Annotated in this window: 21 protein-coding genes and 1 tRNA gene; 15 read left to right on the top strand and 7 right to left on the bottom strand. The window is 63.1% G+C overall.

Annotated features, from left to right (window positions below; genetic code table 11):
- Window positions 1-213: 213 nt before the first annotated feature.
- Both JS541_RS04710 and JS541_RS04715 read left to right on the top strand, forming a co-directional pair.
- A complete protein-coding gene (locus JS541_RS04710) occupies window positions 214-1,023 on the top strand; it encodes an HAD family hydrolase (RefSeq protein WP_214373346.1) in 810 nt (269 codons plus the stop codon).
- Between the two features lie 24 nt (window positions 1,024-1,047).
- Window positions 1,048-1,710, top strand: coding sequence for a phosphoribosyltransferase family protein (locus JS541_RS04715; RefSeq protein ID WP_236036800.1), 663 nt, complete (start codon window positions 1,048-1,050; stop codon window positions 1,708-1,710).
- 15 nt (window positions 1,711-1,725) lie between these two features.
- Here JS541_RS04715 and JS541_RS04720 read toward each other — a convergent pair whose 3' ends face one another.
- The 3 genes from JS541_RS04720 to glgB form a co-directional block, all read right to left on the bottom strand.
- On the bottom strand, window positions 1,726-2,730 hold the full coding sequence (locus JS541_RS04720) for a HAMP domain-containing sensor histidine kinase (protein ID WP_214373524.1): 1,005 nt from the start codon (window positions 2,728-2,730) through the stop codon (window positions 1,726-1,728).
- Between the two features lie 186 nt (window positions 2,731-2,916).
- The gene (locus JS541_RS04725; RefSeq protein WP_214373347.1) at window positions 2,917-3,636 is read right to left on the bottom strand and encodes a response regulator transcription factor; all 720 of its coding nucleotides are present in this window, start codon (window positions 3,634-3,636) and stop codon (window positions 2,917-2,919) included.
- A 17-nt stretch (window positions 3,637-3,653) separates the two neighbouring features.
- Window positions 3,654-5,909, bottom strand: coding sequence for a 1,4-alpha-glucan branching protein GlgB (glgB, locus tag JS541_RS04730; RefSeq protein WP_214373348.1), 2,256 nt, complete (start codon window positions 5,907-5,909; stop codon window positions 3,654-3,656).
- Window positions 5,910-6,056: 147 nt separating this feature from the next.
- Here glgB and JS541_RS04735 point away from each other — a divergent pair, with 147 nt between their 5' ends.
- Both JS541_RS04735 and ispF read left to right on the top strand, forming a co-directional pair.
- A complete protein-coding gene (locus tag JS541_RS04735) occupies window positions 6,057-6,653 on the top strand; it encodes a CarD family transcriptional regulator (protein ID WP_214373349.1) in 597 nt (198 codons plus the stop codon).
- 162 nt (window positions 6,654-6,815) lie between these two features.
- Window positions 6,816-7,298 carry a 2-C-methyl-D-erythritol 2,4-cyclodiphosphate synthase gene (gene ispF, locus JS541_RS04740; protein ID WP_214373350.1) on the top strand — a complete coding sequence of 161 codons (483 nt, stop codon included), beginning with the start codon at window positions 6,816-6,818 and terminating at the stop codon, window positions 7,296-7,298.
- Here the strand turns inward: ispF and JS541_RS04745 are convergent.
- From JS541_RS04745 to JS541_RS04755, 3 genes are all read right to left on the bottom strand, one after another.
- Window positions 7,276-8,106, bottom strand: coding sequence for a metal ABC transporter permease (locus JS541_RS04745; protein WP_214373351.1), 831 nt, complete (start codon window positions 8,104-8,106; stop codon window positions 7,276-7,278). The genes ispF and JS541_RS04745 overlap by 23 nt on opposite strands.
- Before the next feature lie 6 nt (window positions 8,107-8,112).
- A complete protein-coding gene (locus JS541_RS04750; RefSeq protein ID WP_214373352.1) occupies window positions 8,113-9,033 on the bottom strand; it encodes an ABC transporter ATP-binding protein in 921 nt (306 codons plus the stop codon).
- 144 nt (window positions 9,034-9,177) lie between these two features.
- The gene (locus tag JS541_RS04755; protein ID WP_214373353.1) at window positions 9,178-10,362 is read right to left on the bottom strand and encodes a zinc ABC transporter substrate-binding protein; all 1,185 of its coding nucleotides are present in this window, start codon (window positions 10,360-10,362) and stop codon (window positions 9,178-9,180) included.
- 121 nt (window positions 10,363-10,483) lie between these two features.
- Between JS541_RS04755 and JS541_RS04760 the strand changes: the two genes are divergently transcribed.
- From JS541_RS04760 to pyk, 6 genes are all read left to right on the top strand, one after another.
- The gene (locus tag JS541_RS04760; RefSeq protein ID WP_214373354.1) at window positions 10,484-11,362 is read left to right on the top strand and encodes a bifunctional methylenetetrahydrofolate dehydrogenase/methenyltetrahydrofolate cyclohydrolase; all 879 of its coding nucleotides are present in this window, start codon (window positions 10,484-10,486) and stop codon (window positions 11,360-11,362) included.
- Between the two features lie 129 nt (window positions 11,363-11,491).
- The gene (gene rpsA, locus JS541_RS04765) at window positions 11,492-12,964 is read left to right on the top strand and encodes a 30S ribosomal protein S1 (protein WP_152358590.1); all 1,473 of its coding nucleotides are present in this window, start codon (window positions 11,492-11,494) and stop codon (window positions 12,962-12,964) included.
- A gap of 143 nt (window positions 12,965-13,107) precedes the next feature.
- The gene (gene coaE / locus JS541_RS04770) at window positions 13,108-13,770 is read left to right on the top strand and encodes a dephospho-CoA kinase (protein ID WP_338023556.1); all 663 of its coding nucleotides are present in this window, start codon (window positions 13,108-13,110) and stop codon (window positions 13,768-13,770) included.
- A gap of 2 nt (window positions 13,771-13,772) precedes the next feature.
- Window positions 13,773-15,884 (top strand): excinuclease ABC subunit UvrB, encoded by a 2,112-nt coding sequence (uvrB, locus tag JS541_RS04775; protein WP_214373526.1) that lies wholly within the window; start codon window positions 13,773-13,775, stop codon window positions 15,882-15,884.
- A 199-nt stretch (window positions 15,885-16,083) separates the two neighbouring features.
- Window positions 16,084-17,076: a TerC family protein gene (locus tag JS541_RS04780; protein ID WP_214373355.1), complete on the top strand. Its 993-nt coding sequence runs from the start codon at window positions 16,084-16,086 to the stop codon at window positions 17,074-17,076.
- Between the two features lie 212 nt (window positions 17,077-17,288).
- Window positions 17,289-18,731, top strand: coding sequence for a pyruvate kinase (gene pyk, locus JS541_RS04785; RefSeq protein ID WP_152358588.1), 1,443 nt, complete (start codon window positions 17,289-17,291; stop codon window positions 18,729-18,731).
- Between the two features lie 126 nt (window positions 18,732-18,857).
- Here the strand turns inward: pyk and JS541_RS04790 are convergent, their stop codons facing one another.
- Window positions 18,858-19,460 (bottom strand): NUDIX hydrolase, encoded by a 603-nt coding sequence (locus JS541_RS04790; RefSeq protein ID WP_214373356.1) that lies wholly within the window; start codon window positions 19,458-19,460, stop codon window positions 18,858-18,860.
- A gap of 182 nt (window positions 19,461-19,642) precedes the next feature.
- On the opposite strand from JS541_RS04790, the gene JS541_RS04795 reads away from it, so the two are divergent.
- The 5 genes from JS541_RS04795 (at window position 19,643) to JS541_RS04815 (ending at window position 25,091) form a co-directional block, all read left to right on the top strand.
- Window positions 19,643-19,716: transfer RNA gene (locus tag JS541_RS04795), tRNA-Leu, on the top strand.
- Between the two features lie 120 nt (window positions 19,717-19,836).
- Complete coding sequence (locus JS541_RS04800) at window positions 19,837-20,634, top strand: response regulator (protein ID WP_214373357.1); 798 nt, start codon at window positions 19,837-19,839, stop codon at window positions 20,632-20,634.
- Window positions 20,627-23,428, top strand: a complete 2,802-nt coding sequence (polA, locus tag JS541_RS04805) for a DNA polymerase I (protein ID WP_214373358.1) — start codon at window positions 20,627-20,629, stop codon at window positions 23,426-23,428. The genes JS541_RS04800 and polA overlap by 8 nt, the downstream gene beginning before the upstream one ends.
- An 86-nt stretch (window positions 23,429-23,514) precedes the next feature.
- Window positions 23,515-24,408 (top strand): Nif3-like dinuclear metal center hexameric protein, encoded by an 894-nt coding sequence (locus JS541_RS04810; RefSeq protein WP_214373359.1) that lies wholly within the window; start codon window positions 23,515-23,517, stop codon window positions 24,406-24,408.
- A gap of 95 nt (window positions 24,409-24,503) precedes the next feature.
- Window positions 24,504-25,091, top strand: a complete 588-nt coding sequence (locus JS541_RS04815) for an NUDIX hydrolase (RefSeq protein WP_214373360.1) — start codon at window positions 24,504-24,506, stop codon at window positions 25,089-25,091.
- Window positions 25,092-25,135: the final 44 nt, after the last annotated feature.

Below are 25,135 nucleotides of genomic sequence, written 5' to 3' on the forward strand. Positions count from 1 at the left end.
CGTGGACGAGATCAACAACCGTCCCATGCGGGTACTCGGCTACCGCACGCCGGCCGAGGCATTCACCGACGAACTGCTAGAATTAGCCGACAAACAAGGGCGTTGCACTTCTAAATAGACAACGGGGCGTCCTGAGCTCGCCGCGGCGTGCGTTAGGATACTGTCATCGGCGTTATCGCACGGCGCCGACGAACCGAGGGAAAGGCAAGCCGTATGATTCAGGTGCACGCATGGGCAGACCTTGATTATGACGTGCTCGTGCGCGATATGCGGGCCGTCGCCTTCGACCTCGACAACACGCTCGCCTCGTCCAAGCAGCCGATGTCGGCGGCGATGACCGATCGGTTCGCGGAACTGACCCATCGCACGACGGTGGCGGTCATCACCGGCGGACGATACGAGCTTGTGGTCAGCCAGGTGCTTGACGCGATCGGCGGCCGTGCGGATCGTTCCCGCATGCATCTCATGCCTACGGGCGGAAGCCGGTATTACCGCTGGCATGTGGATGACGACGGATGCGGCCGGTGGAAATGCGTGTACGCGCATGACCTGAGCGAGACGGATCGTCGCGCCGCCGCCGCGTCCGTGGAGACTCGGGCCCGGGAACTGGGATTGTGGGAGACCCGCGTATGGGGCGAGCGCATCGAGGACCGCGGCAGTCAGCTGACGTTCTCCGCGCTCGGCCAGCAGGCCCCGGAGACGGCCAAACGCTCCTGGGATCCGGACGATAAGAAGAAGAGGATGCTGGTCGCGGCGGTTTCCCGAGACCTGCCGCATCTGAAAGTACGATCGGGAGGCTATACCAGCATCGACATCTCCCTGCCGGGCATGGATAAATCGTTCGCGGTCCATGAATTGGCCCGCGTGCTCGGCGTTGAGGTCGGCGGCATCGTGTTCGTGGGGGATCGTATGAATCCGGGCGGCAACGACTATCCTGCCGCCGAGGCCGGCGCCTATGCCGTGCGTGTCGGCAGTCCGGATGACACGCTGCGTTTCCTCGAACGGCTGCTCGTACGCCTGTAAGCGTCGTGCGGGGACGGTGACGGCATGACGGTGTATGGTCTGGTTCGCGATATGGTGCTGCCGCGAGGATGTGCGGGATGCGATACGCCGGACGAGGTGCTGTGCGCCGGCTGCAGGGGCGGATTCAGCCACACCATATGCAGGTCGTTGCCCCTCACGGTGATGGGGGAGGGATATTCCTGCGCGAGCTACCGCGATACGGCACGTCACGCGATCCTGTCATGGAAGGATCATGGCGACGAGGAATGCGATGGCGTGTTCTCCTCGCTGCTCGCCGGTCTTGCGGTGCGTTGCGGTGCCGTGGACCGTAACGCACCGGTGACGTTGATTCCCGCCCCGTCATCCCGTTCGTCGATGGTCAGGCGTGGACGGTGGCATATGAGCACCGTGACCGGCCATATGGCGGCGACGCTTGTAGCACAGGGATATGCGGTCGATATGATGCCCGCGTTGCGTACCATGCTCGTGTCGACCAAATCGGTGCAGGCGGGAGGCGCGGCACAGCGAAGTCAACGCATCGCCGGCAATATCGCAGTGACCGGAGCGGATTCGATACGCGGACGGCGGACAATCGTGATCGACGACATCATGACCACCGGCGCGACGATGCGTCAATGTATCGCCGCGCTCGACCAGGCGGGGTGCAAGGTCATTACCGCGTTGAGCCTGGCCTCGGTGGAGCGATAGAAAACCGGCAGGGATTTAGGCCGCCGGATGGTACTTCGGCAGGGTGATCTCGAAATCGACGCCGCGTTCGTCATCCACCACGCGCACTGTGCCGCCATGCAGCTGAGCCGCCCATCGGGCGATGGACAGCCCCAGGCCGGTGCCGCCGGACTCGGTGCCGGGGCCGGCCTTGCCTTTGACGAACCTGCGAAAGATGTCCGCACGCTCGTCGGGGGGAATCTGCGATCCGAAATTGACCACATTGGTGACGATCATGCCATGATCGGTATCCTCATGGGCCTCCACCAGCACCGTGGTGCCGTCGAGGGAATGCTTCAGCGCGTTGGCGATGATGTTGGTGAACAGTTGGCGAAGACGATCCTGATCGCCTTCCATGCGGATGGATTCGTCGACGTTCATGATGATGTCGTGCGCATGCCCCGCATCGGCGATTTCGAGCGGTTTGATCGTTTCGTCGAGAAAATCGCGTACGTCGAACTCCTCGACATTGAGACTTGCCGCGCCGGCCTCCATGCGGGACAGATCGAGCAGATAGGCGATCAGATCACTCAGACGATGCGTCTGGTCAAGGATGCTTTCCAGATTGGCCGCAGACGGTTCGGTCACGCCATCGGCCATGTTCTCGACCATGGCCTGCAACGCCGAAACCGGCGTGCGTAGCTCGTGACTGACATTGGCGATCATGTCGAGTCGCATCTGATCGGCATACTGCAGTTCCTCGGCCATCTCGTTGAACGCCCGGGCGAGTCTGCCGATCTCGTCACTGCTGTCAGTGGCCAGATGCACACGCACCGTGTAGTCGCCGTCGGCCATGGCGTTCGCGGCGTCGCGCATCTGCCGCAGCGGGGCGATCAGTCCGCGGGAGAAGAAATACGTGATGCCCAATGCCACGACCAGGGTCAGCGGCATGGCGATCCAGCCGTTCCAGCCGAATTTGAGCAACAGCCACGACATGCCGAACGCAATCGCGGTGGCACTGGTAATGATGACACTCAGTTCCACTTTGAGCGACGAGAACATGCCAATCGGGCGTACGATACTACGATGAGACCGAGATGAGACGCCGGCCTTGCCGTTGCGGTCAAGACGACGGGATGAAGCGACTTCCGATACTTTGGTTATGGCCGAAGCGGCCTTCGGGGACGATGCCGTTCCCGAAGGCCGCTTGCTGATGTGCTGATGTGCCAATCGACTCACCTGTGACTGTCACTCGCTGGGAGGCTCGAACGCATAGCCCACGCCGTGCACGGTGCGGATCGTCTCCGAACCGAGTTTGTGGCGCAGGGCCTTGACGTGCGAATCGACGGTGCGGGTGCCCGAGGCATCGACCCAGTCCCACACCTCCTCGAGCAGCTTCTCGCGCGTGAGCACGGAGCGGGGCTTGCGCGCGAGCGTCGCCAGCAGGTCGAACTCCGTGGGGGTCAGATGAACCTGATCTCCGTTCATCGTCACGATGCGCTGTGCCGGATCGATAACCAGTGAACCGAAATCGAGAATCTTCTCGTTCTCGGAATTCTTGGCGATGACCTTCGCCCGCTCCACGCGGCGCAACAGGGCCTTGCACCTGGCGATCAGCTCTCGCATGGAGAACGGCTTGGTCATATAGTCATCCGCGCCGGCGCCCAGCCCGATGACCTTGTCGCTTTCGTCGTCGCGCGCGGTCAGGATCAGCACCGGCACCGGGCGTTCGGCCACGATGCGCTTGGTCGCCTCGAGACCGTCCATCACCGGCAGCATGATGTCCATGATCACCAGGTCGGGGCGTAGCTGCTTGGCGGCCTGCACGGCGCTCGCGCCGTCCGAGGCCACCCTTGCAGTCCAGCCTTCGGCCGTGATGCGCTGTGCGATGGCGGTGGCGAGCGTGGGCTCGTCCTCCACCACCAGCACCGTGCGCGGCGCCGTCGATCGCGTCGGAGTGTTCAGCATATTCGGAAAACCGCCTTTCAGTGTGTCGGTTCCAAGAATACCGCTCCCAACGCCGGAATCGTGAGTCTCGCGGACCATTCGCGCGAATGGAATTCGCCTGGCTCGGCCTCGAACGTGCCGTTGTGGATGTCGGAGCCGCCGTATTTGGCGTCGTCCGTGGTGAGCACCTCACGCCACTTGCCGCCCTTGGGCAGTGCGACCTGATAGTTCTCCCACGCCTCGCCGGAGAAGTTGACGACCACGACCATCTGCTCGCCCTTCGTGCCGATGCGCACGAAGCTGAGCGTGTTGTGGTCAGCGTCGTCGCTGGTAAGCCACTGGAAGCCGGCCGGATCGAAATCCTGGCTCCACAGGGCGGGAGACGCCTTGTACAGCTTGTTGAGATCGGCCACGAGCTTCTGCACTCCGCGGTGGTCGGGCCAGTCCAGCGCCGCCCAGTCGATGGAGCCGTCGTGGTCCCACTCGCCCCACTGCGCGATCTCATTGCCCATGAACGTGAGGTTCTTGCCCGGATGCGCCCACTGGTACGCGAAGAGCGAACGCACGCCGGCGTACTTCTGCCAGTCGTCGCCCGGCATCTTGCCGTACAGCGAACCCTTGCCGTACACGACCTCGTCGTGGCTGATCGGCAGCACGTAGTGCTCGGAATAGGCGTAGACCATCGAGAACGTGATCTCGCCGTGGTGCCACTTGCGGTTGATCGGCGTCTCGTGCAGGTACTGGAGCGTGTCGTGCATCCATCCCATGTTCCATTTGAGGCCGAATCCAAGGCCGCCCGCGTCGGTCGGGGCGGTGATGCCCGGATACGCGGTGGACTCCTCGGCGATCATCATCACGCCCGGGTTGTTCTTGTACGCGGTGGCGTTCGCCTCCTTGAGGAAGTCGATCGCTTCGAGGTTCTCGCGGCCGCCGTAGATGTTCGGGCGCCACTGGCCGGGCTGACGGCTGTAGTCGAGGTAGAGCATCGAGGAGACGGCATCCACGCGCAGCGCGTCGATATGGTACTCGTCAAGCCAGAAGCTCGCGTTGGCCACGAGGAAGTTGCGCACTTCGCGACGGCCGAAGTTGAACACGTAGGTGCCCCAGTCCGGGTGCTCGCCGCGCAGCGGGTCCGGATCCTCGTACAGCGGCGTGCCGTCGAAGCGCCCGAGCGCGAACGCGTCCTTCGGGAAATGTGCCGGCACCCAGTCCATGATCACGCCGATGCCGGCCTGATGCAGCTTGTCGACCAGATACTTGAAGTCGTCGGGGCCTCCGAGACGCGAGTCGACCGCGTAGTAGCCGGTGACCTGGTATCCCCACGAGCCGGAGAACGGGTGCTCCGCCAGCGGCATGAACTCCACGTGCGTGAAGCCCTCCTGCTCGACGTACGGCACCAGCTTGTCGGCCAGTTCGCGGTAGTTGGCAACGTCCTTGCGCCAGCTGCCGGCATGCACCTCGTAGATGCTCACCGGGCCGTCGTGCGGATTCGTCTTGCGACGCTTGTCCATCCATGCCTTGTCGGCCCACTCATGATCCGAGTCCACGACGATCGAGCCGGTCGCCGGCGGGATCTCGTGGGAACGCTCCATCGGGTCGGCCTTCATGACCCATTCGTAGTTGGCGTTGAGGATCTCGTACTTGTAGACCTCGCCGGCCTCGACGCCCGGGATGAAGAGCTCCCACACGCCCGAGGAACCGAGTTCACGCATGGCGTGGCGACGGCCGTCCCAGCTGTTGAAGTTGCCGACGACGCGCACCGCATGAGCATTCGGAGCCCAGACCGCGAATGCGGTGCCGACCAGCGGCTTGCCGGCGGTGCCGTCGGACGAGCCCATCGGGTCGTCGAAACGGCGCACGTGAGCGCCCAGCGCCTCCCACAGGCGCTCGTGGCGGCCTTCGCCGAACAAGTAGGTGTCCATATCGCCGATCGTGGGCAGATAACGGTACGGATCATCCTCGACGACGCTCTCGCCCAGTGCGTACACGGTGCGCACGCGGTAGTCCGGCACGGCGAATCCGTCGTCGGTCCGTTCTGCCGGCATGACGGTGACGAACACGCCGTTGTGCTCGTGCAGGGCCTCGTACGAGCCGTGCTGCGTGAGGATGGACACGGCCTTGGCCATCGGGCGCAACACGCGCACCGTCACCTCGCCCGCATGCTCGCCCGTGCCGAGATGCCCGCCGAGCACCTCATGGGGGTTGTAGAAGGTGGCGTTGCTGACCGCGTCCAGATCGCCCTGGGCCACGGGCACAGCAACAGAATCGTCGTTGATGTTCGTATGTGTAGCCATACTTCAGAAGTGTAAAACGACACCGCCGAAAAGTGGGCATTGTGGTGTGTCGTACCGGTTCGACGGCGCGTCGTGCTGCCGAATATGATGCCGTCCACGGCATATGACATACTTATCAGGTTTGTTCTAGGCTCTCACGGAGGATTCATGGCTTACAAGGTCGGCGATATGGTTGTCTATCCGCGGCATGGCGCGGCGAAGGTGGAGGCCATTACCGAGCGGACGGTGAAGGGCGTGACGAGGCAATATCTCCAGCTGTCCGTGCTGTCTTCCGATGGTCTGGTCATCAACGTGCCGGTGGAGAACGCCAAGAAGGTGGGCGTGCGTGACATCGTCGACGCCAACGAGGTTGCCAAGGTGTTTGAGATCCTGCGCACCCCGATCGTCGAAAAGGAAATGAACTGGTCGCGCCGCTACAAGCTGAACGTGGAGAAGATCGCGACCGGCGACGTCAACAAGATCGCCGAGGTGGTGCGCGACCTCGCCCAGCGCGACGTGGACGACCACGGTTTGTCGGCCGGCGAGAAGCGCATGCTCACCAAGGCCCGTAGCATCCTGACCTCCGAGATCGCGTTGAGCGAGAACCTCTCGGACGACGACGCACAGCGTCTGTTGGACGTCAACCTCGGCTATGCCGAGCCTCAGCCGGGGGACGACAAGCATCACACGCTCGCCCCGGAGGAGCCGGCTTCCCAGACCCTCGCCCGCATTGAGGCCGAAGGCAAGAAATCCAAGCGCAAGTAAGCGTAATCGTGTGATTTTTCGTTTTGCATAAACGGACGAAGGGCGGTTCGGATATCATGTGAGCGGTATCCGATCCGCCCTTCTTGCTTGTTTGATACCGGATATTCGCCGGTTGCCGGGCGGACACGATCAGACCGTTGAATGAGATGAAAGGATCCGTACATGCTGATAGGACAGGGATTCGACGCACATCGGTTCGCCGCCCCCGACTCTGGGCGGCCATTATGGTTTGCCGGACTGCTGTGGGACAGCGCCGGCATCGAAGGGGATTCGGACGGCGACGTCGCCGCACACGCCCTGATCGACGCGTTGCTGTCCGCGGCCCATCTGGGAGACATCGGCACACTGTTCGGCGTCGGTGCGCAATCCGCCGGGGCCGGTCGCCACGGTGCCGACATGCTTCGCGAAACCGTCGCGTATCTGCGTTCGCATGGCTATGCTCCCGAAAGCGCCAGCGTCGCGCTGGTCGGCAACCGTCCGAAAATCGGCCCGCGCCGCGCCGAGGCCGAACAGGCGTTGTCCGAAGCGGTCGGCTGCCAGGTCTCCCTGACCGCCACCACCACCGACGGCATGGGCTTCACCGGCCGTGGCGAAGGCATCGCCGCCATCGCATCAGCCTTGGTCAGCCCCTGCGACGGGCGCTGACCAGTTTGGCGATTGCCCAGAACAGGGTGGACAGGGTCACGATGATGAAGCTCGGGGGAGCGGGGAACATCGCGGCCAGCACCAGGCCTCCCCAGATCGCCGCCAGACACAGTGCGCTCGCCATCACCATCGCACGCAGGGGCGAACCGGCGAGGATGTTCGCGGTCGCAGCCGGCGTGATCACCAGCGCGAAGATCAACAACGTGCCTACGGCCGGCACGGCGATCGTGATCACTCCGGCCATGATCGCCATGAACGCGACGTTCATCGCGCCGATCGGCACGCCCTTGGCCTGGGCGACCTGTTCATCCACCGAACTGAACAGCAGTGGCCGGTAGATCACGGCCAGCACCGCCAGCAGCAGCGCGTCGAAGATTGCGAATCCGATGATCTGACCGTCGGTGATCGTCAGGATTGAGCCGAACAGGATCGATTGCATTTGCTGGGATGCCGAACTGGACAGCCGTGCGAAGAACAGGCCCAGGCCGGTGGCGAACGCGAGCACGGTGCCGGTCGCGATCTCGCGTTGCGAGGCGCGTTTGCCGAGCGCGCCGATTACCAGAGCGCCGCCCAACGCGAAGACGCCGAGACCGAGTGAGACGGGCAGCCCCAGCAGCACCGCGCCGGTCGCGCCCGGCAGTCCGATGTGCGCGAGCGCGTGCGCGGCGAACGTGGACTGGCGGGCGATCGTGAAATAGCCCATCACGCCGGCCGCGACTGCGATGCACAATCCGGCGAGGAAGGCGTTCGTCATGAACGGCGCGGTGAGCGTGTACATCCAATCCGGGTCAAACGAGAAATCGATCATCGTGAATCAGCCTCTCTTCTCTGCCGCAGTCGTCGCATCCGTTGTGTTCGTCGCAGCGTCGGGATGATGGTGGTGGAATTCGGCCACTTCGGCCGGATTGTGCGTGTCCAGAATCGTATCGGGGCGTTCGTCCGCGCTGGGGGTGACGAACATGTCGCCTTGCGGGGTGGTGATGACCTGCACCTGCGTGCCGTAGAGGTGCGTGAGCAGCGACGAGTCGAGCACCTGGTTCATCGCCGCGTAGTGCGGGTGGCCGTCGAGCAGGTAGATCGCGCCGGTGAGGATCGGCAGCAGCATGTTGAGGTCGTGCGCGACGACCTGGATCGTCATGCCGAGTTCCTGGTTGAGGCGCGCAAGCACATGCACGACGGAACGCTGGCTGGCCAGGTCGAGGTTGGCGAGCGGCTCGTCGAGCATGAGCAGCTTCGGGTCGGAGACGAGCGCCTGCGCGATGGCGACGCGCTGGCGCAGGCCGCCGGACAGTTCGGACAGTCGCAGGTGTGCCTTGTCGGCGATGCCGGTGAACGTCATGGCTTCGCGCACTTTGGCCTTCTGCTCCTTGGTGACGAAGTGGATGCCGAAGCGGGTGCCGGTCAGTCCGAGCAGCACCGATTGTTCGGCGGTGAGGTTCGAGTCGATGTCGGACGTGTAGCTTTGCGGCACGTAGCCGATCTGCCGGTTCGCGGAGCCTGCCGGGCGCCCGAGGATCGTGATCGAGCCGGCGGCGAGCGGCAGCAGTCCCAGCTCGGCCTTCATCATCGTGGTCTTGCCGGTGCCGTTCGTGCCGACGATCGCGGTGACCGATCCGGTCGGAATGGAAAAGGTGCCGTGCTGCCAGATCGTGCGGCCGCCGCGTGTCACCGCCGCATCGTGAAAGACGATGGCGTCCGCCTGCGCATCGTTTCCGTTGATGATGTCGTTCGTCATGATTCCGTCGTTTCCGTATGTCCTGCCATATATGGCTTACCGGAACGGATTATGACAAATGACGTTGACAATCATTCTCAATAACGTGAGATGAGACAGCATGGTCGCGATGGGCGAGCATGAACCATGCTGACAGCAATCGAATTACTTGCCGGGATCGGGCTGTGTGTCGTTCGACGATGTGCCGGCATCGCTGGAATCGGACTTGGAATCGTCGGACGAGCCGGACGAATCGGACGAATCGGACGACGACGGGGCCTTGCAGGCCGCCGTGCCGGACGTAGATGACGAATCGTCGTCCGACGAAGTGCCCGCATCGCTCTTGCCGTCGGAGGAAGCGTCCGTGTCCGCATCGCCCGAACCGTTCGTATCCGTGCCGTCGGTGCCTTCGTCCGTCGTGCAGACTGTCAGCAGATCGGTGATGCCGTCGACCAGCGAGTCGATCCAGTCGGTCAGGTCGCTCTTGTTTTCCGGCATCTGCTCGCTGACATCGAACACCGGGATATCGGAACGGCCAGCGGTGCCGGTGATCATGTTGGTCGCGTCGGACGCCTCCTGCGTGTTGTTGACCAGCAGGTCGACGTCCTTGTCCTCAAGCAGCTTCTGGAACTCCTGCAGATCCGCGGGAGCCGCTTCGCCCTCGGCGGCGGCCGATGCGGCGTAGCCTTGTGGCGTCTTGTCGGTGAAGCCCATGTCGCTCATCAGATAGTAGGCAACGGATTCGGTCGCGGCATAGGAGGCGTCCTTATGGGCGGCGGCGAACTCGTCCATCTTCTGCTCGACGGATTGCTCGTCCTGTTGCCAGGCCTTGTACCGCTTGGTGAAGTCGGCCTTCTTGCTCGGCAGCGCCTTCGAGAACGCGTTGACCAGTTCCTTGGCCATGCCGCTGCGGGCGTCCTTTGAGAACCACAGGTGTGGGTTGTCGCCTTCCATCGCGCCCACGATCTGCGCGGCGGATACCGTCACCGTCTTGCGGCCGACGCTTTTCGATGCCCATGTGTCGTAGCCGGCGCCATTGACCACCACGATCTGCGCCTTCGAGATCTTGGCCACGTCGGAGGTCTTCGGTTCGAAATCGTGTGCGTCGACGCTGGTGGAACTCAGAATCGACGTAACGTTTACATCGTCGCCGCCGATCTGCTTGGCGAGCGAGCCCCACTGGTTGATTGACGAGATCACCTCGATCGGACCGCTGGTCTCTTCCTGGGATGGTGTCTGGGGTTCGGCTTGCGGATCGGGTGCCGTGCCGCAGCCGCCGGTCGCGGACATCAGCGCGACGGCGAGCAGCCCCGCGAACGCCTTCACTACACGGGATCCACGAATATCCATATTGACCAGCCTCTCCGTCAAGTTGTCCGATTGTCCGAATGCCGCAGCGAACGCCGTCATTGACTGCAATCCACGATAGCCTAACGCTAAGGCAAAGCAACCCGACACAGGAGGCAGACTCATGGCTATCAGACTCGATGGCAAGCAGACGGCGGCGGACATCAAGCACAATCTGGCCGAGCGCGTGTCGCGGCTGAAGGAACGCGGCATCGAGCCCGGACTCGGCACGCTGCTGGTCGGCCAGGACGCCGGCTCGGTCAAGTACGTGGCCGGCAAGCATGCCGACTGCGCCGAGATCGGCGTGCGGTCCATTAAGCACGAGCTGCCGGCCGACGCGAGCTTCGACGACATCGCGGCCGTCGTGCGCGAGATGAACGACGATCCGACCTGCACCGGCTACATCGTCCAGCTGCCGCTGCCCAAGGGCATCGACGAGAACGCGATCATCGACCTGATCGACCCGGCCAAGGACGCGGACGGCATGCACCCGTACAACCTCGGCGAACTCGTGCTGCACGTGCGCGGCGAGATCACGACCCCGCTGCCGTGCACCCCGCGCGGCGTCATCGAGCTGCTCGGCGCGTACGACATCGACCTCAACGGCAAGGAGGTGTGCGTGCTCGGCCGCGGCATCACCATCGGACGCACGATCGGCCTCATGCTCACGCGCCGCGCCGTCAACGCGACCGTCACACTGTGCCACACCGGCACGCGCGACGTGGCCGACCACATGCGCCGCGCCGACGTGATCGTCGCCGCGATGGGCTCGGCCGGATTCGTCAAGCCGGACATGATCAAGGATGGTGCGATCCTGCTCGACGTCGGCGTCTCGCGCGTCTTCGACGAGGAGGCCGGTCGTTGGCGTGTCAAGGGCGACGTGGACAAGGCGTGCTACGACAAGGCATACGCCTATTCGCCCAACCCGGGCGGTGTCGGCCCCATGACCCGTGCCATGCTCCTCGCCAACGTCGTCGAAATGGCCGAACGCCAGCTTGGCTGACGGCTTGCGACACGCCCGAAATATATGGGCAGGGCTACCGGTATTGTTGAGACTTGCGCGTGCGCCAGCATGCGCGCAATAACTGAAGAACGATTTTATCCACCAACTAGTTATTAAGAAACCACATTAATGGCAGAGAACAATAACGAAGTCGCCAAGGTCGCCATCAACGACATCGGCACCGAAGAGGACTTCATCAAGGCAGTCGATTCCACCATCAAGAACTTCGATGATGGTGATCTGGTCGAGGGTACCGTCGTCAAGGTCGATCGTGACGAGGTCCTGGTCGACATCGGCTACAAGACCGAGGGTGTGATCCCCTCCCGCGAACTTTCCATCAAGAAGGATGTCGATCCGGACGAGGTCGTCGAGGTCGGCGATCCGATCGAGGCCCTTGTCGTCACCAAGGAAGACAAGGAAGGCCGTCTGATCCTGTCCAAGAAGCGTGCTCAGTACGAGCGTGCCTGGGGCGACATCGAGAAGATCAAGGAAGCTGACGGCGTTGTTGAGGGCACCGTAATCGAAGCCGTCAAGGGCGGCCTCATCGTGGACATCGGCCTGCGCGGCTTCCTGCCGGCGTCGCTGGTCGAAATGCGCCGCGTCCGTGATCTTTCCCCGTACATCGGCCAGAAGATCAAGGCCAAGATCCTGGAGCTCGACAAGAACCGCAACAACGTGGTCCTGTCCCGCCGCCAGTACCTCGAGGAGACCCAGTCCGAAGTGCGCGAGACCTTCCTCTCGCAGCTCAAGAAGGGCCAGATCCGCGAAGGTGTTGTCTCCTCCATCGTCAACTTCGGCGCGTTTGTCGATCTCGGTGGCGTTGACGGCCTGATCCACGTCTCCGAGCTGTCCTGGAAGCACATCGACCACCCGTCCGAGGTCGTCAAGGTCGGCGACAAGGTTACCGTCGAGGTCCTCGACGTCGATCTGGACCGCGAGCGCATCTCCCTGTCGCTCAAGGCCACCCAGGAGGATCCGTGGCAGCGCTTCGCTCGCACCCACGTCCCCGGCCAGATCGTCAAGGGCAAGGTCACCAAGATCGTCCAGTTCGGCGTGTTCATCTCCGTTGAGGACGGCATCGAGGGCCTGGTGCACATCTCCGAGCTCGCGAACCGTCACGTCGAGAACCCGGAGACCGTCGTCAAGCCGGGCGAAGAGGTGTTCGTCAAGGTGATCGACGTCGATCTCGATCGTCGCCGCATCTCCCTGTCCCTCAAGCAGGCCAACGACTCCGTCGATCCGAACTCCGAGGACTTCGATCCGGCGCTGTACGGCATGCCGGCCGAGTACGACGAGGAAGGCAACTACAAGTATCCGGAAGGCTTCGACCCGAACACCAACGAGTGGATCGCCGGCTACGAGAAGCAGCGCGAGGAGTGGGAGGCCCAGTACGCGGCCGCCCACGACCTGTGGGAGCAGCACAAGGCGTTCGTCGCCAAGGAGCTGGAGAACGCCGCTGCTTCGGCCGCCGAGGATGGTCAGGCTCCGAAGGAGGAGAAGGTCGAGGAGACCTCCAACTACTCTTCCGAGTCCACCTCCACCGGCACCCTCGCCGACTCCGATCAGCTCGCCGCCCTGCGCGACCAGCTGCTCGGCAAGTGAGCATCGCCTGAACGAGAAGAAGTGATTCAGTACTGATCCATCGGTCTGAATGAGAAGCCCGATCCCTATGGGGTCGGGCTTCTTGCGTATATGCCGAGGCGCGTGGCCGTCACGGTGGTTCGTCTCGCGCTACCATGTGAGACGTGATAGTGAGGATCGGACTGACCGGTGGGATTGCGGCTGGCAAAAGCACGGTGGCACGACGGTTGCGCGAGCTTGGCGCGGCGGTGATCGACTATGATGCGTTGGCTCGACTGGTCGTCGCCCCCGGCGGGGATGGTCTGCGCAGGATCGTCGACGAGTTCGGCCCGGACGCGTTGACCGATGATGGCGAACTGAACCGTGCATGGATGGCGGCGCATGTGTTTGGGACACATGCACCGGCAGGTGCGCGGGAGCGTCTCGATGCGATCGAACATCCGTTGATCTATGACGAAGCGGCGAGGGCGGAACGCGAGGCGATTGCCGCGTTCGATCGTGCCGGTGCCGGTGCCGGTGCCGACAACGGTGACGGGACGCTGGTCGTCGTGCATGATGTGCCGCTGCTGGCCGAGGTGATCGGGACGATTCCGTTCCGGTTCGACCATATCGTGACGGTCGAGGCGCCGGTCGACGTACGCATCGCGCGCATGATGGGGGAGCGCGGCATGAGCCGCGAACAGGCCGAAGGACGCATTCGGCATCAGAGCGATGAGGCGACGCGCCGAGGAATCGCCGATATCGTAGTGGATTCCACACAATCTATAGAACAAATGTTCGATATTGTTGATAGGCTGTATGTCAACTGGATCAGCCGGAAGGAGTAATGATGGGCTTCAATATCGAACGATCGAACAAGCCGTTCGTCGTCAAGTCGCCGTACAAGCCATCCGGCGACCAGCCGCAGGCCATCGAGGAACTGGCCACACGCATCGAGAACGGCGAGAACGACGTCGTGCTCATGGGCGCGACCGGCACCGGCAAGACCGCGACGACCGCATGGCTGATCGAACGGTTGCAGCGGCCGACGCTCATCATCGAACCGAACAAGACGCTGGCCGCGCAGCTGTGCGCCGAGTTCCGCGAACTCATGCCGGACAACGCGGTGAGCTACTTCGTGAGCTACTACGACTACTACCAGCCCGAGGCGTATATCCCGCAGACCGACACCTACATCGAGAAGGACTCCAACATCAACGACGATGTGGAACGTCTGCGCCACGCCGCCACCGCGAACCTGCTGACCCGGCGCGACTGCGTGGTCGTCGCCACCGTGTCTTGCATCTATGGCCTCGGCACGCCGGAGGAATACGCCGGGCGCATGCTGTTCCTCAAGGAGGGGCAGGAGATCAACCGCGACGATCTGCTGCGCCAGTTCGTCGCCATGCAGTACAAACGCAACGACATCGCGTTCACGCGCGGTACGTTCCGCGTGCGCGGCGACACCGTCGAGATCATTCCCGTCTACGAGGAGCTGGCCATCCGCATCGAGTTCTTCGGCGACGAGATCGACCGCATCTCCACCCTGCACCCGCTGACCGGCGACGTGATCGATCACGAGAGCGAAGTGCACATCTTCCCGGCCTCGCATTACGTGGCCGGCCCCGAGCGCATGGAACGGGCTCTCAAGACCATCCAGCAGGAGCTGGACGAGCGCACCGCTCAGCTGCGCAAACAGGGCAAGGAGCTCGAGGCGCAACGGCTCACCATGCGCACCACCTATGACCTCGAGATGCTCGCACAGGTGGGCGTATGCTCCGGCGTGGAGAACTATTCACGGCATTTCGACGGCCGCGCTCCCGGCACGCCGCCGCACACGCTGCTCGACTTCTTCCCCGACGACTTCCTGCTCGTCATCGACGAATCCCACGTGACCGTGCCGCAGATCGGCGCGATGTACGAAGGCGACGCCTCACGCAAGCGCACGCTCGTGGACTTCGGGTTCCGCCTGCCGTCCGCGATGGACAACCGGCCGCTCAAATGGCCGGAGTTCCTGGAACGCGTCGGACAGACCGTCTACCTGTCCGCCACGCCCGGCGACTACGAACTGGGGCTGTCCGACGGCGTGGTCGAACAGATCATCCGACCGACCGGCCTGCTGGACCCGAAGGTCGAAGTGCGCCCCACCAAAGGGCAGATCGACGACCTGCTTGCCGAGATCAAGGATCGCGTCGCCAAACACGAGCGAGCGCTCGTGACGACCCTGACCAAGAAAATGGCCGAGGATCTGACTGACTACCTGCTCGAACGCGGAATCAAGGTCGAATACCTGCATTCCGACGTGGACACGCTGCGGCGCGTCGAACTGCTGCGAGAGCTGCGCGAAGGCAAGATCGACGTGATCGTCGGCATCAACCTGCTGCGCGAGGGCCTCGATCTGCCGGAGGTGTCGCTCGTGGCGATCCTTGACGCCGACAAGGAGGGCTTCCTGCGTTCGTATCGTTCGCTTATCCAGACGATCGGCCGCGCGGCGAGAAACGTGTCCGGCACGGTCATCATGTACGCCGACGAGACGACCGACGCAATGCACAAGGCCATCGACGAGACCGAACGCCGCCGCGCCAAGCAGATCGCATACAACAAGGAACATCACATCGACCCGAAGCCGCTGATCAAGAAGATCAGCGACGTCAACGACATGCTTGCCAAGGAGGACGTGGACACCCAGACGTTGCTGGCCGGCGGATACCGCAGCGCCGGCAAGGCCGGCAACACGCATCTTGGCGTGCCGACGTTCGACAAGGACGAGGCCGACAAGCGGCATGAGGAGATCCTCAAGGCCGGACTGCCGGCGCAGGACCTCGCCGACCTGATCCGCCAGCTGAGCGAACAGATGCACACCGCCGCCGAACAGCTCCAGTTCGAACTCGCCGCCCGCCTACGCGACGAGATCCGCGATCTCAAAAAAGAACTGAGGGGGATGACCGAGGCGAATAAGTGAGCCTCGGTAGCAGCGAGCAGCGGTAGCGTCGCGAGCGTCGCATGTGATGCCGAGGCAAATAAGTGAACTTCGGCCCCGGCTCGGGACCGGGTGCACGCTCCCTCAGTCAGCCTGCGGCTGCCAGCTCCCTCAGCCGAGGGAGCCGAGGCTCGCTATGCTCGCTGAAGTAGCGTCAGCGCCTGTTCATATGCTGGGAGTCATGTCTGAAACCCCTGTAGTGTTTATGGTCGCCACGTTCGTGGTGCTCGCGGCGTTCTTCGTCGTGGATCTGTTCGTCATCGGGCGCAAACCGCACGTGCCGTCCACCAAGGAGTGCCTGCAGCATATCGCGTTCTTCGTGGTCGCCGCCCTGATCTTCGGCGGCATCATGTGGGCCGTCGCCGGTTCCAAGCCGGCCATCGAGTTCTATTCCGGCTGGCTTACCGAATACTCGCTGAGCATCGATAACCTGTTCGTATTCGTCATCATCATGTCGAACTTCGCTGTGCCGAAAGTCCTGCAGAAGTACGTGCTGTCGGTCGGCATCACCGTCGCTCTGATCCTGCGCGGCATCTTCATCCTCATCGGCGCCGCGCTCATCGAACGGTTCACTTGGATCTTCTTCCTCTTCGGCGCGTTCCTCATCGTCACCGCGATCAAGCTCGTCACCGGCGGCGACGATGACGAGGAATACCATGAGAACGGCATCATCAAGGCCTTGCGCAAGATCATGAGGATCTCCGACGAATACGACGGCGAGAAGCTGCGCACCGAAAAGAACGGCGTTAAGTACTTCACCCCGATGCTCGTCGTGTTCCTCGCCATCGGTACCACCGACGTCATGTTCGCCTTCGACTCGATCCCCGCGATCTTCGGCCTGACCAAGGATCCGTTCATCGTGTTCACCTCCAACGTGTTCGCCCTGCTCGGCCTGCAGCAGCTTTACTTCCTGCTTGGCGCGCTGCTCGACAAGCTCGTCTACCTGCCGCTTGGTCTGTCCATCGTGCTCGGCTTCATCGGCATCAAGCTCATCATGGAGGCGCTGCACGGCAATTCGCTGCCGTTCCTCAACGGCGGACAGCCCATCGCATGGGTGCCGGAGGTGCCGACGTGGTTGTCGCTCGCGGTTATCATCCTGGCGATCGGCGGGGCCGCCGTGGCCAGCGTGCTCAAGATGAAGTCGCTGGAAACCACGGACGCCAAGAACGCGTGATGAACTGTTGCTGAACAGTGCGGAACCCGTTGCATGAACCCTTGTCGTGCAACGGGTTTTGCATTATCCGGTGGCTTTGCGTTACAATATTGTGAGCGCTCACAACACACCGCAAAAAACAGTGGCCGTGTTCGTCGTGTGCTAGTAGACTGAACCTCGGCAGCCGGGCCATCCCGGGTCCGGCAAAACAAGATAGGAATAGGCAGGCATTCATGCGTAAAGCCAAGATCGTTGACACCATCGGTCCCGCGACCGAATCTCTCGAGGGCATCACCAAGCTCGTCGAAGCGGGTATGGACGTCGCTCGTCTGAACCGCTCCCACGGCACCCCGGAGGATCACCTTCGCGTCTACAACAACGTGCGCGAAGCCTCCAAGGCCACCGGTCGCAACGTCGCTGCGCTGGTCGACCTTCAGGGCCCGAAGATCCGCTGCGGCTGGTTTAAGAAGAACGCCGAGGGTGAGGACAAGGTCCAGCTCCAGCTTGGCCAGGAGTTCATCATCACCACCGATGATGTTGAAGGCGACGAGCACATCACCTCCACCACCTTCAAGGGCCTGCCGGGCGATTGCCACCCGGGCGACCCGATCCTGATCGACGACGGCAAGGTCCGCCTCGAGGTCACCAAGGTCGAGGGCAACAACGTGTACACCAAGGTTGTCGTGGCCGGTCCGGTGTCCTCCCACAAGGGCATCAACCTGCCGGGTGTCGCCGTTTCCCTGCCGGCCCTGACCGAGAAGGACGAGGCCGATCTGCGTTGGGCCATCCGCACCGGCGCCGACATCATCGCCATGTCCTTCGTGCGCTTCGCGACCGACATCGACCGCGCCCACGAGATCATGGACGAGGAAGGCCGCCGCATCCCGATCGTCGCCAAGATCGAGAAGCCGCAGGCCCTCGAGAACCTCGAGGAGATCGTCAAGACCTTCGACGGCGTCATGGCCGCCCGTGGCGACATGGCCGTCGAGTGCCCGCTCGAAGAGGTTCCGCTGGCCACCAAGCGCATCATCGAGCTGGCCCGCCAGTACGCCAAGCCGGTCATCGTGGCCACCGAAGTCCTCGGCTCCATGGTCCACTCCCCGGTGCCGTCTCGCGCTGAGGCCTCCGACTGCGCCAACGCCGTCCTCGACGGCGCCGACGCGACCATGACCTCCAACGAGACTGCCGTCGGCGAGTACCCGACCGAGACCGTCGCCACCATGTCCCGCATCTCCGGCTTCGCCACCGAGCACGGCTTCGACCGCATCCCGGAGCTGAAGAACCTCGACATGTCCTCCACCGGCGCCGTCTCCTCCGCCGCCGTCGACCTGGCCGACAAGCTCAACGCCAAGGCCATCGTCGCCTACACCCAGACCGGCAACACCGTGCACCGCGTCTCCCGCGAGCGCCCGGCCGCCCCGATCTACGGCATTACCAACAACGAGCACACCTACCACTGGCTCGCGCTGTCCTGGGGCACCGAGGCGTTCTACGTCCCGGAGGACTACCACGATAAGTCCCGCAAGGATCTCATGGCCTACACCGACACCATCCTCAAGAAGGCCGGTAAGGTCTCCGATGGCGACAAGATCGTCGTGCTGAGCTCCGCTCAGGGTGAGCACTCCGCCGGCTCCACCGACACCATCTACGTGCACACCGTCGGCAACGCCGAGTGAGCGTAGCGGTATCGCGCTAGTGTCCATCGCATAGAACGAAGGAACCCCATCCACAGCGGATGGGGTTCCTTCGTTTGTTTCGAGCATCGGATGATGCCGAACGACAATGCCGAATCGCCGGATCGATCACTGGCCGAGGTTGTGATTCGGCGTGGTGTACAGGCGCAGAATCGCGATGATCGTCTTGGCGTCCACGATCGTGCCGTTCACCACCATCTGGTATGCCTCATCCAACGAATACAGGCGAACGTCAGGGCGGGGCGTCTCCGGGCCAAAATCGCCGCGGCTGACCGGAGTCAGGTTCGTGGCGAAGAACAGCGCCGTATGATGCGCCGCGAAACTCGGCATGTTGAGGAAGCGGGAGAACTGCACGTAGCTGGTCGCCGTGAATCCGGCCTCCTCGTGCAGCTTGCGCTTGGCCGCCTCGAGGGCGGACTCGTTCGGATCGTTGGCGTGGCCTCCCGGGATCTCCAGCGTCCAGCGATGGGTCGGGATGCGGTACTGCTCGACCAGCGGGATGCGTCCGTCGTCCGTCATGGCAAGCACGCCGACGCCGTCGCCGTTGTTGCCTTGCAGCACGAACCGGTCGAACTGACCGGCTTTCGGCGTGGACAGCGACACCTGATCGACGTTGAAATAATGGGTGGCGACGATCTGTTTGCGCGATTCCTCCTTGAGCGGCGATGTGCGCCACGGGTCGAACTGACGATAGGTCTGCGAATCGTTCATGACTACCTCCTTGTATGGCATTTGAACTACCTCTATGGCATATTGTATGGCATTAGCTGCGATCCGTGCCATTGCGCCGACAACGAATCGCCGCACGAGACGTGTGATTCATGCCACGCCGAACCATGCGGCAACTCGCCGCAGTCGTAAACCTGTGCTATTCTTCCGTAGGTGCGCATAACGCCCTCGTATCCCAATTGGTAGAGGAAGCAGCCTCAAAATCTGCGTAGTGTGGGTTCGAGTCCCACCGAGGGCACGCGATTTGAGCGATAACGGAAGACAGTGTCGGCCGCATCGCAAAGACGCAGGATAATTGTTGTAAGGCCGGGCGTCGATTCATGAGGAGCAGCCTGGCACTTCGATGAAAGAGGTTGGCATGGTTGCACGGAACAAGACCTCGGAAACGCCGGAATCGTTGGGTGCGGTGTTGACGGATGACGAACTGAAGGCGGCCGCGCAGGCCGAGGATACCACTACGACTCAGGACGACGCCGAGCAGACGGCGGACGAGAACCGCCAGCGCACGGTCGTCGTCGCCGAAGACGAATCCGTCAACCGTATGGATCTGGTCGCCATGCTCGAGGACAACGGCTACAAAGTCGTCGGCGAGGCCGCCAACGGCGAGGAAGCGGTCGAACTGACCCGCAAGTTCCGTCCGGACGTCGTGTGCATGGACGTCAAGATGCCGCGCATGGACGGCATCGCCGCCGCCGGTGTGATCTGCGACGAGAACATCGCCCCGGTCGTCATGCTCACCGCATTCTCCCAGCCCGATCTGGTCCGTCAGGCCACCGGTGCCGGCGCCATGGCGTATGTGACCAAGCCGTATGAGGAGTCCAAGCTGCTGCCGGCCCTCGAGGTCGCGATGGGCCGTTTCGCTGAGATCAACGACCTGCTCGACACCGTCGAGCGCGGCGAGAACAAGCTCAAGAGCGCCCAGGAAGAGCTCAAGAAGATGGAGGCCCAGCTCAAGAAGGCCGAGGACACGCTCGAGGAGCGCAAGCTCGTCGACCGCGCCAAGGGTCTGCTCATGGACAAGGCCGACTTCTCCGAGCAGGGCGCCTTCCGCTGGATCCAGAAGACGTCGATGGACCAGCGCATCCCAAAGAAGCGTCTGGCCATGGCCATCATCGCCAAGTACGGCGATCCCAAGCCGGAAAGCAACAATGACTGAGGCGACGCAAGCCTCTGTCGAAACGCGCGGAACACTGCTGGTCGTTGACGGCCATTCGCTAGCGTTCCGCGCGTTTTTCGCTCTACCCGTCGAGAATTTCAGCACACAGGCCGGTCAGGCCACCAATGCCGTGTGGGGATTCGCGACCATGCTCTCCCAAGTCCTCGACGCGGAGAAGCCCGATCATCTCGCCGTCGCGTTCGACGTCAAGGGCGGCACGTTCCGCAACCAGATGCTCCCGCAATACAAGGGCACACGCGACGCCGCCCCTGAGGAACTGCTCACTCAGCTGCCGCTCATCCAGAAGATGCTCACCGCACTCGGCGTCACCTACATCGAAAAGCCCGGCTATGAGGGCGACGACGTGATCGGCACGCTCGCCACGATGGGTGCCGACGCGGGATATCATACGCTGGTGCTGTCCGGAGACCGTGACGCCTTCCAGCTCATCAGCGACCGCATCACCGTACTGTATCCGGGCCATCATTTCAAGGATCTCAAGCACATGACCCCCGAGGCCGTCGAGGAGAAATACCATGTGCGTCCCGACCAATACCCCGATCTGGCGGCGTTGCGCGGCGAGACGGCCGACAACATCCCCGGCGTGCCGGGCGTGGGCGACGGATTCGCCGCCAAATGGATCAACCTGTACGGCGGCCTCGACGGCATCATCGAACACGCCGACGAGATCAAAGGCAAGAAGGGCGAGGCCCTGCGCGAGAGCATCGACCAAGTGCGGCTCAACCGCAAGGTCAACGCGCTCGTACGTGACCTCGATCTCGGCGTGGGACTCGACGATCTCACGTTCGGCAACGTGAATGCCAAAGCGCTTGACGATCTGTTCAAGGATCTCGAATTCGGCGTACGCACGCGCAGCCGCATGGTCAAATCGTTCAGCGGGCACGCACTGCCATCGGCTGCAACGGACGGCAGTGATGCACCGGCCGAAGAACCGGCTTCGCTGCAATTGCCCGAAGCGACCATCATCGCGGATGCGCCGATGCTGCAACAGTGGGCGCATGATCACGAATCCGACATCGCACAGCCCGTCCTGCACCACGCCGGCGGGTCATGGGCGCTGCTCGCGCAGGGAGACTCCAAGCCCGGGAGCGCCTCGCTCGGTCATGTCGTTATCGCCGCAGGCCATCAGGCAGCCGTTCTGGCAGCGCCGTTCGACCGGTCCACCGCCGATGCCTTACGCCGACTGATCGCCGACCATCACGATACGATGATCGTCCACGGGTACAAGGAGCATCTGCACCTGCTCGGCTCGGCCGGCATCGATCTGCCGTTGCCGGCATTCGACACGAAGCTCGCCGGCTATCTCGTGCACCCCGACTTTCATGCGGACACGCTCGAACAGGCTGCGGCGCACTTCCTCGACCTGCATATCGAGGAACAGCAGCCGGCGGCGGAACAAGGACTGCTCGATCTGGGGGAGGAACCGGCCTCCGGCTCCGACGACCAGACACAATCCATCCTCACCCATGTCGCCATCGTGCAGGCGCTTGCCGCCGCGCTGGCTCCCATGCTTGCCGAACGAGAACAGTCCAAGCTGCTGACGACCATCGAACTGCCGGTGTCTCGCGTGCTGTACGGCATGGAGGATGCCGGCGCAAGCGTCGACATGCAGCGGCTTGTCACCATGCGCGACCAGTTCGCCGCCGATGCGCGTCAGGCGCAGGAAACCGCATGGGATTGCGCGGGCAGCCGTGTGAACCTGCAAAGTCCCAAGCAATTGCAGAAGGTGTTGTTCGAGGACATGGGCCTCAAAGGCACCAAACGCACCAAATCCGGCACCTACACGACCAGCGCGTCCGTATTGCAGGACCTGTACGTCAAATACGTGGACGACGAGCGTGCCAGCGGTTTCCTCGGCGCGTTGTTGCGGCATCGCGAGACGAACAAGCTCAAGCAGATCGTGCAGACGCTCATCGACGCGACCAATCCGCGAGACGGGCGCATCCACACCACGTTCGAACAGACCGTGGCCGCGACCGGTCGCCTGAGCTCGGTCGACCCGAACCTGCAGAACATTCCGAACCGCAACGACGCCGGCCGCGAGATCCGCTCCGCGTTCGTGCCCGGCGACGGGTACGTGTCGCTGCTCAGCTGTGACTATTCGCAAGTCGAGCTGCGCATCATGGCCGACCGTTCCGGCGACGAGGCGCTCATCGAGGCGTTCCGCTCGGGCACCGACTTCCACCGCTATGTCGCGTCGCTCGTCTACGGCGTGCCGGTCGACCAGATCACCTCCGACCAGCGTAGTCACGTCAAGGCGATGAGCTACGGCCTCGCCTATGGCCTGAGCACGTACGGTCTCGCCCAGCAGCTCAAGATTCGCCCGGGCCATGCCGAGGAGTTGAAGCAGAAGTACTTCGCCACATTCGGCAAGGTGCACGAGTATCTGGAGTCGCTCGTCGCCGACGCGCGCGCCAACGGCTACACGGAGACGATGTTCGGCCGCCGCCGCTACTTCCCCGGGCTGTTGTCCACGAACCGCACCGTGCGTGAAGCGGCCGAACGTGCCGCGCTCAACGCGCCGATCCAGGGTTCGGCAGCCGACATCATGAAGATCGCGATGATCCGCGCCGACCAGGCGTTGCGCGACGCCGGCGTGAAAAGCCGCATCATCCTGCAGATCCACGACGAACTCGTCGCCGAGATCGCGCCCGGTGAGGCCGAACAGGTGACTGCGCTCGTCTCCGACGCGATGGAGCACGCCGTCGACCTGTCCGTGCCGCTGGACGTATCCACCGGCATCGGCGATGACTGGCAGCTCGCCGCGCACTGATCCGCATGTCCGCCGTCGTTTTCGCACCGAAGACGACGGCGGACAACCATATTGTCGTAATTGCATGCAATCGTAAGGAGGACTGGATGCCCACGCTCAAACAGATCGTCGATGTACTCGAAACGCTGTATCCGCTGCGGTATGCGGAAAGCTGGGATGAGCCGGGACTGATCGTCGGAGATCCGTCCGCGCCCGTGACGCGTATCATGTTCGCCGCCGACCCGACCATGGCTGTGGTCGATGCTGCGATCGAACGCGGCGTCGACCTGTTGGTGACTCATCACCCGCTGCTGTTCCGTTCCGTGCATCAGGTGTCCGGACTCGGCGCACGCGGCGACATCGTGCGCAGACTGTACCAGTCCGGCTGCGCGCTATGGGTCGGTCATACCAATGCCGATTCGGCGTACCGTGGCGTCGGTCAGGCCGCCGCTGACCTGTTCGGACTGGTCGACCAGCATCCGCTCGTGCCGATCCGGGACGACGAGGCCGCGTCGGCCGGGCACGAGGTCGGGCTTGGCCGTGTTGGCCGGCTCGCCCAACCGATGACGTTCGAGGCGTTCGCCCGCCGCGTCGCCGACATACTGCCACACACCGAACTCGGCGTCACCGCAAGCGGGCCGCTCGACCAGATGATCGCAACCGTGGCCGTGCTGCCCGGTTCCGGCGATTCACTGTTCGACGAGGTGCGCGCCAGCGGGTCCGACGTGTACGTGACCAGCGATCTGCGTCACCATCCAGCCACTGACGCGATCGAACAGGCCCGATACGAGGCCACGATGCGCACGCAAGGCATCCGCGTCGGCCTTGGTGACGAACGCATCCGCCCGCTGCTCGTCAACACGCCGCACTCCGCCATCGAATCGTTGTGGTTCCACTATGCGATTGAGGATGTGCCGAACGCGGTCGAACAGGCGACTGGCCAGCGGCCGGACGTCGAATGGCTGCGCATGAACACTGATCCGTGGACGCTGCGACTGTAGCGCACGGATCCGCGCGGTACGTGAACGGCCGGCCGTACGGCGTCACACGGCATCGCACGGTGCCATACGGCATCACAAGGAAAGGCATCAAGTCAATGCACGACATCATCGATATGAACGCGCCGGTCGAGGTGCGCTCGCGCGAAACCGTCTACCGTGGCGCGATCTTCACCGTCGAGGACATGACCATCGCCCTGCGCCGGCGCGACGGCGGCACCGTCGACATCCGACGGCAGGTATTGCGCCACGCGCCCTGCGTCGTCATGCTCGTCCACGACACGACCACCGACCGCTATCTGGTCGAACGCGAATACCGCGTCGGCTCCGACCGGTTCGCATACGGCATTCCCGCCGGACTCATGGACGCGGGGGAGGACCCGACAACCGCCGCGCTGCGCGAACTCGCCGAGGAAACCGGCGTCGTGCCGGACGGCGAGAACGGCGTCACCATCGACCATGTCGGCGACTACTACTCGTCCGAAGGCATGACCGACGAACTCGCGCACATTATGGTCATGCACCTGAACCGCTACACGACGACGGCGCGCCATCTCGACGCCGACGAACACGTCGACACCGCGTGGGTCGGCTGGAACGAACTGCTCGCCCTGCCGGTCACCGCATCCAACTCGATCATCGCGATCCAGCACGAACGCATCCGTCGCATCCTGAACGCATCATGAACAGGCCGTGATCGTTCCATTCACATCCAGCAAGACCACACGCA

Source organism: Bifidobacterium sp. SO1, from assembly GCF_018555335.1.
Lineage (GTDB): Bacteria > Actinomycetota > Actinomycetes > Actinomycetales > Bifidobacteriaceae > Bifidobacterium > Bifidobacterium simiiventris.

Excerpts from the sequence above, each read along its gene's own strand:
- JS541_RS04710 (WP_214373346.1), top strand. The coding sequence starts at position 214 with ATGATTCAGGTGCACGCATGGGCAGACCTTGATTATGACGTGCTCGTG.
- JS541_RS04715 (WP_236036800.1), top strand. The coding sequence starts at position 1,048 with ATGACGGTGTATGGTCTGGTTCGCGATATGGTGCTGCCGCGAGGATGT.
- JS541_RS04720 (WP_214373524.1), bottom strand. The coding sequence starts at position 2,730 with ATGTTCTCGTCGCTCAAAGTGGAACTGAGTGTCATCATTACCAGTGCC.
- JS541_RS04725 (WP_214373347.1), bottom strand. The coding sequence starts at position 3,636 with ATGCTGAACACTCCGACGCGATCGACGGCGCCGCGCACGGTGCTGGTG.
- glgB (WP_214373348.1), bottom strand. The coding sequence starts at position 5,909 with ATGGCTACACATACGAACATCAACGACGATTCTGTTGCTGTGCCCGTG.
- JS541_RS04735 (WP_214373349.1), top strand. The coding sequence starts at position 6,057 with ATGGCTTACAAGGTCGGCGATATGGTTGTCTATCCGCGGCATGGCGCG.
- ispF (WP_214373350.1), top strand. The coding sequence starts at position 6,816 with ATGCTGATAGGACAGGGATTCGACGCACATCGGTTCGCCGCCCCCGAC.
- JS541_RS04745 (WP_214373351.1), bottom strand. The coding sequence starts at position 8,106 with ATGATCGATTTCTCGTTTGACCCGGATTGGATGTACACGCTCACCGCG.
- JS541_RS04750 (WP_214373352.1), bottom strand. The coding sequence starts at position 9,033 with ATGACGAACGACATCATCAACGGAAACGATGCGCAGGCGGACGCCATC.
- JS541_RS04755 (WP_214373353.1), bottom strand. The coding sequence starts at position 10,362 with ATGGATATTCGTGGATCCCGTGTAGTGAAGGCGTTCGCGGGGCTGCTC.
- JS541_RS04760 (WP_214373354.1), top strand. The coding sequence starts at position 10,484 with ATGGCTATCAGACTCGATGGCAAGCAGACGGCGGCGGACATCAAGCAC.
- rpsA (WP_152358590.1), top strand. The coding sequence starts at position 11,492 with ATGGCAGAGAACAATAACGAAGTCGCCAAGGTCGCCATCAACGACATC.
- uvrB (WP_214373526.1), top strand. The coding sequence starts at position 13,773 with ATGGGCTTCAATATCGAACGATCGAACAAGCCGTTCGTCGTCAAGTCG.
- JS541_RS04780 (WP_214373355.1), top strand. The coding sequence starts at position 16,084 with ATGTCTGAAACCCCTGTAGTGTTTATGGTCGCCACGTTCGTGGTGCTC.
- pyk (WP_152358588.1), top strand. The coding sequence starts at position 17,289 with ATGCGTAAAGCCAAGATCGTTGACACCATCGGTCCCGCGACCGAATCT.
- JS541_RS04790 (WP_214373356.1), bottom strand. The coding sequence starts at position 19,460 with ATGAACGATTCGCAGACCTATCGTCAGTTCGACCCGTGGCGCACATCG.
- JS541_RS04800 (WP_214373357.1), top strand. The coding sequence starts at position 19,837 with ATGGTTGCACGGAACAAGACCTCGGAAACGCCGGAATCGTTGGGTGCG.
- polA (WP_214373358.1), top strand. The coding sequence starts at position 20,627 with ATGACTGAGGCGACGCAAGCCTCTGTCGAAACGCGCGGAACACTGCTG.
- JS541_RS04810 (WP_214373359.1), top strand. The coding sequence starts at position 23,515 with ATGCCCACGCTCAAACAGATCGTCGATGTACTCGAAACGCTGTATCCG.
- JS541_RS04815 (WP_214373360.1), top strand. The coding sequence starts at position 24,504 with ATGCACGACATCATCGATATGAACGCGCCGGTCGAGGTGCGCTCGCGC.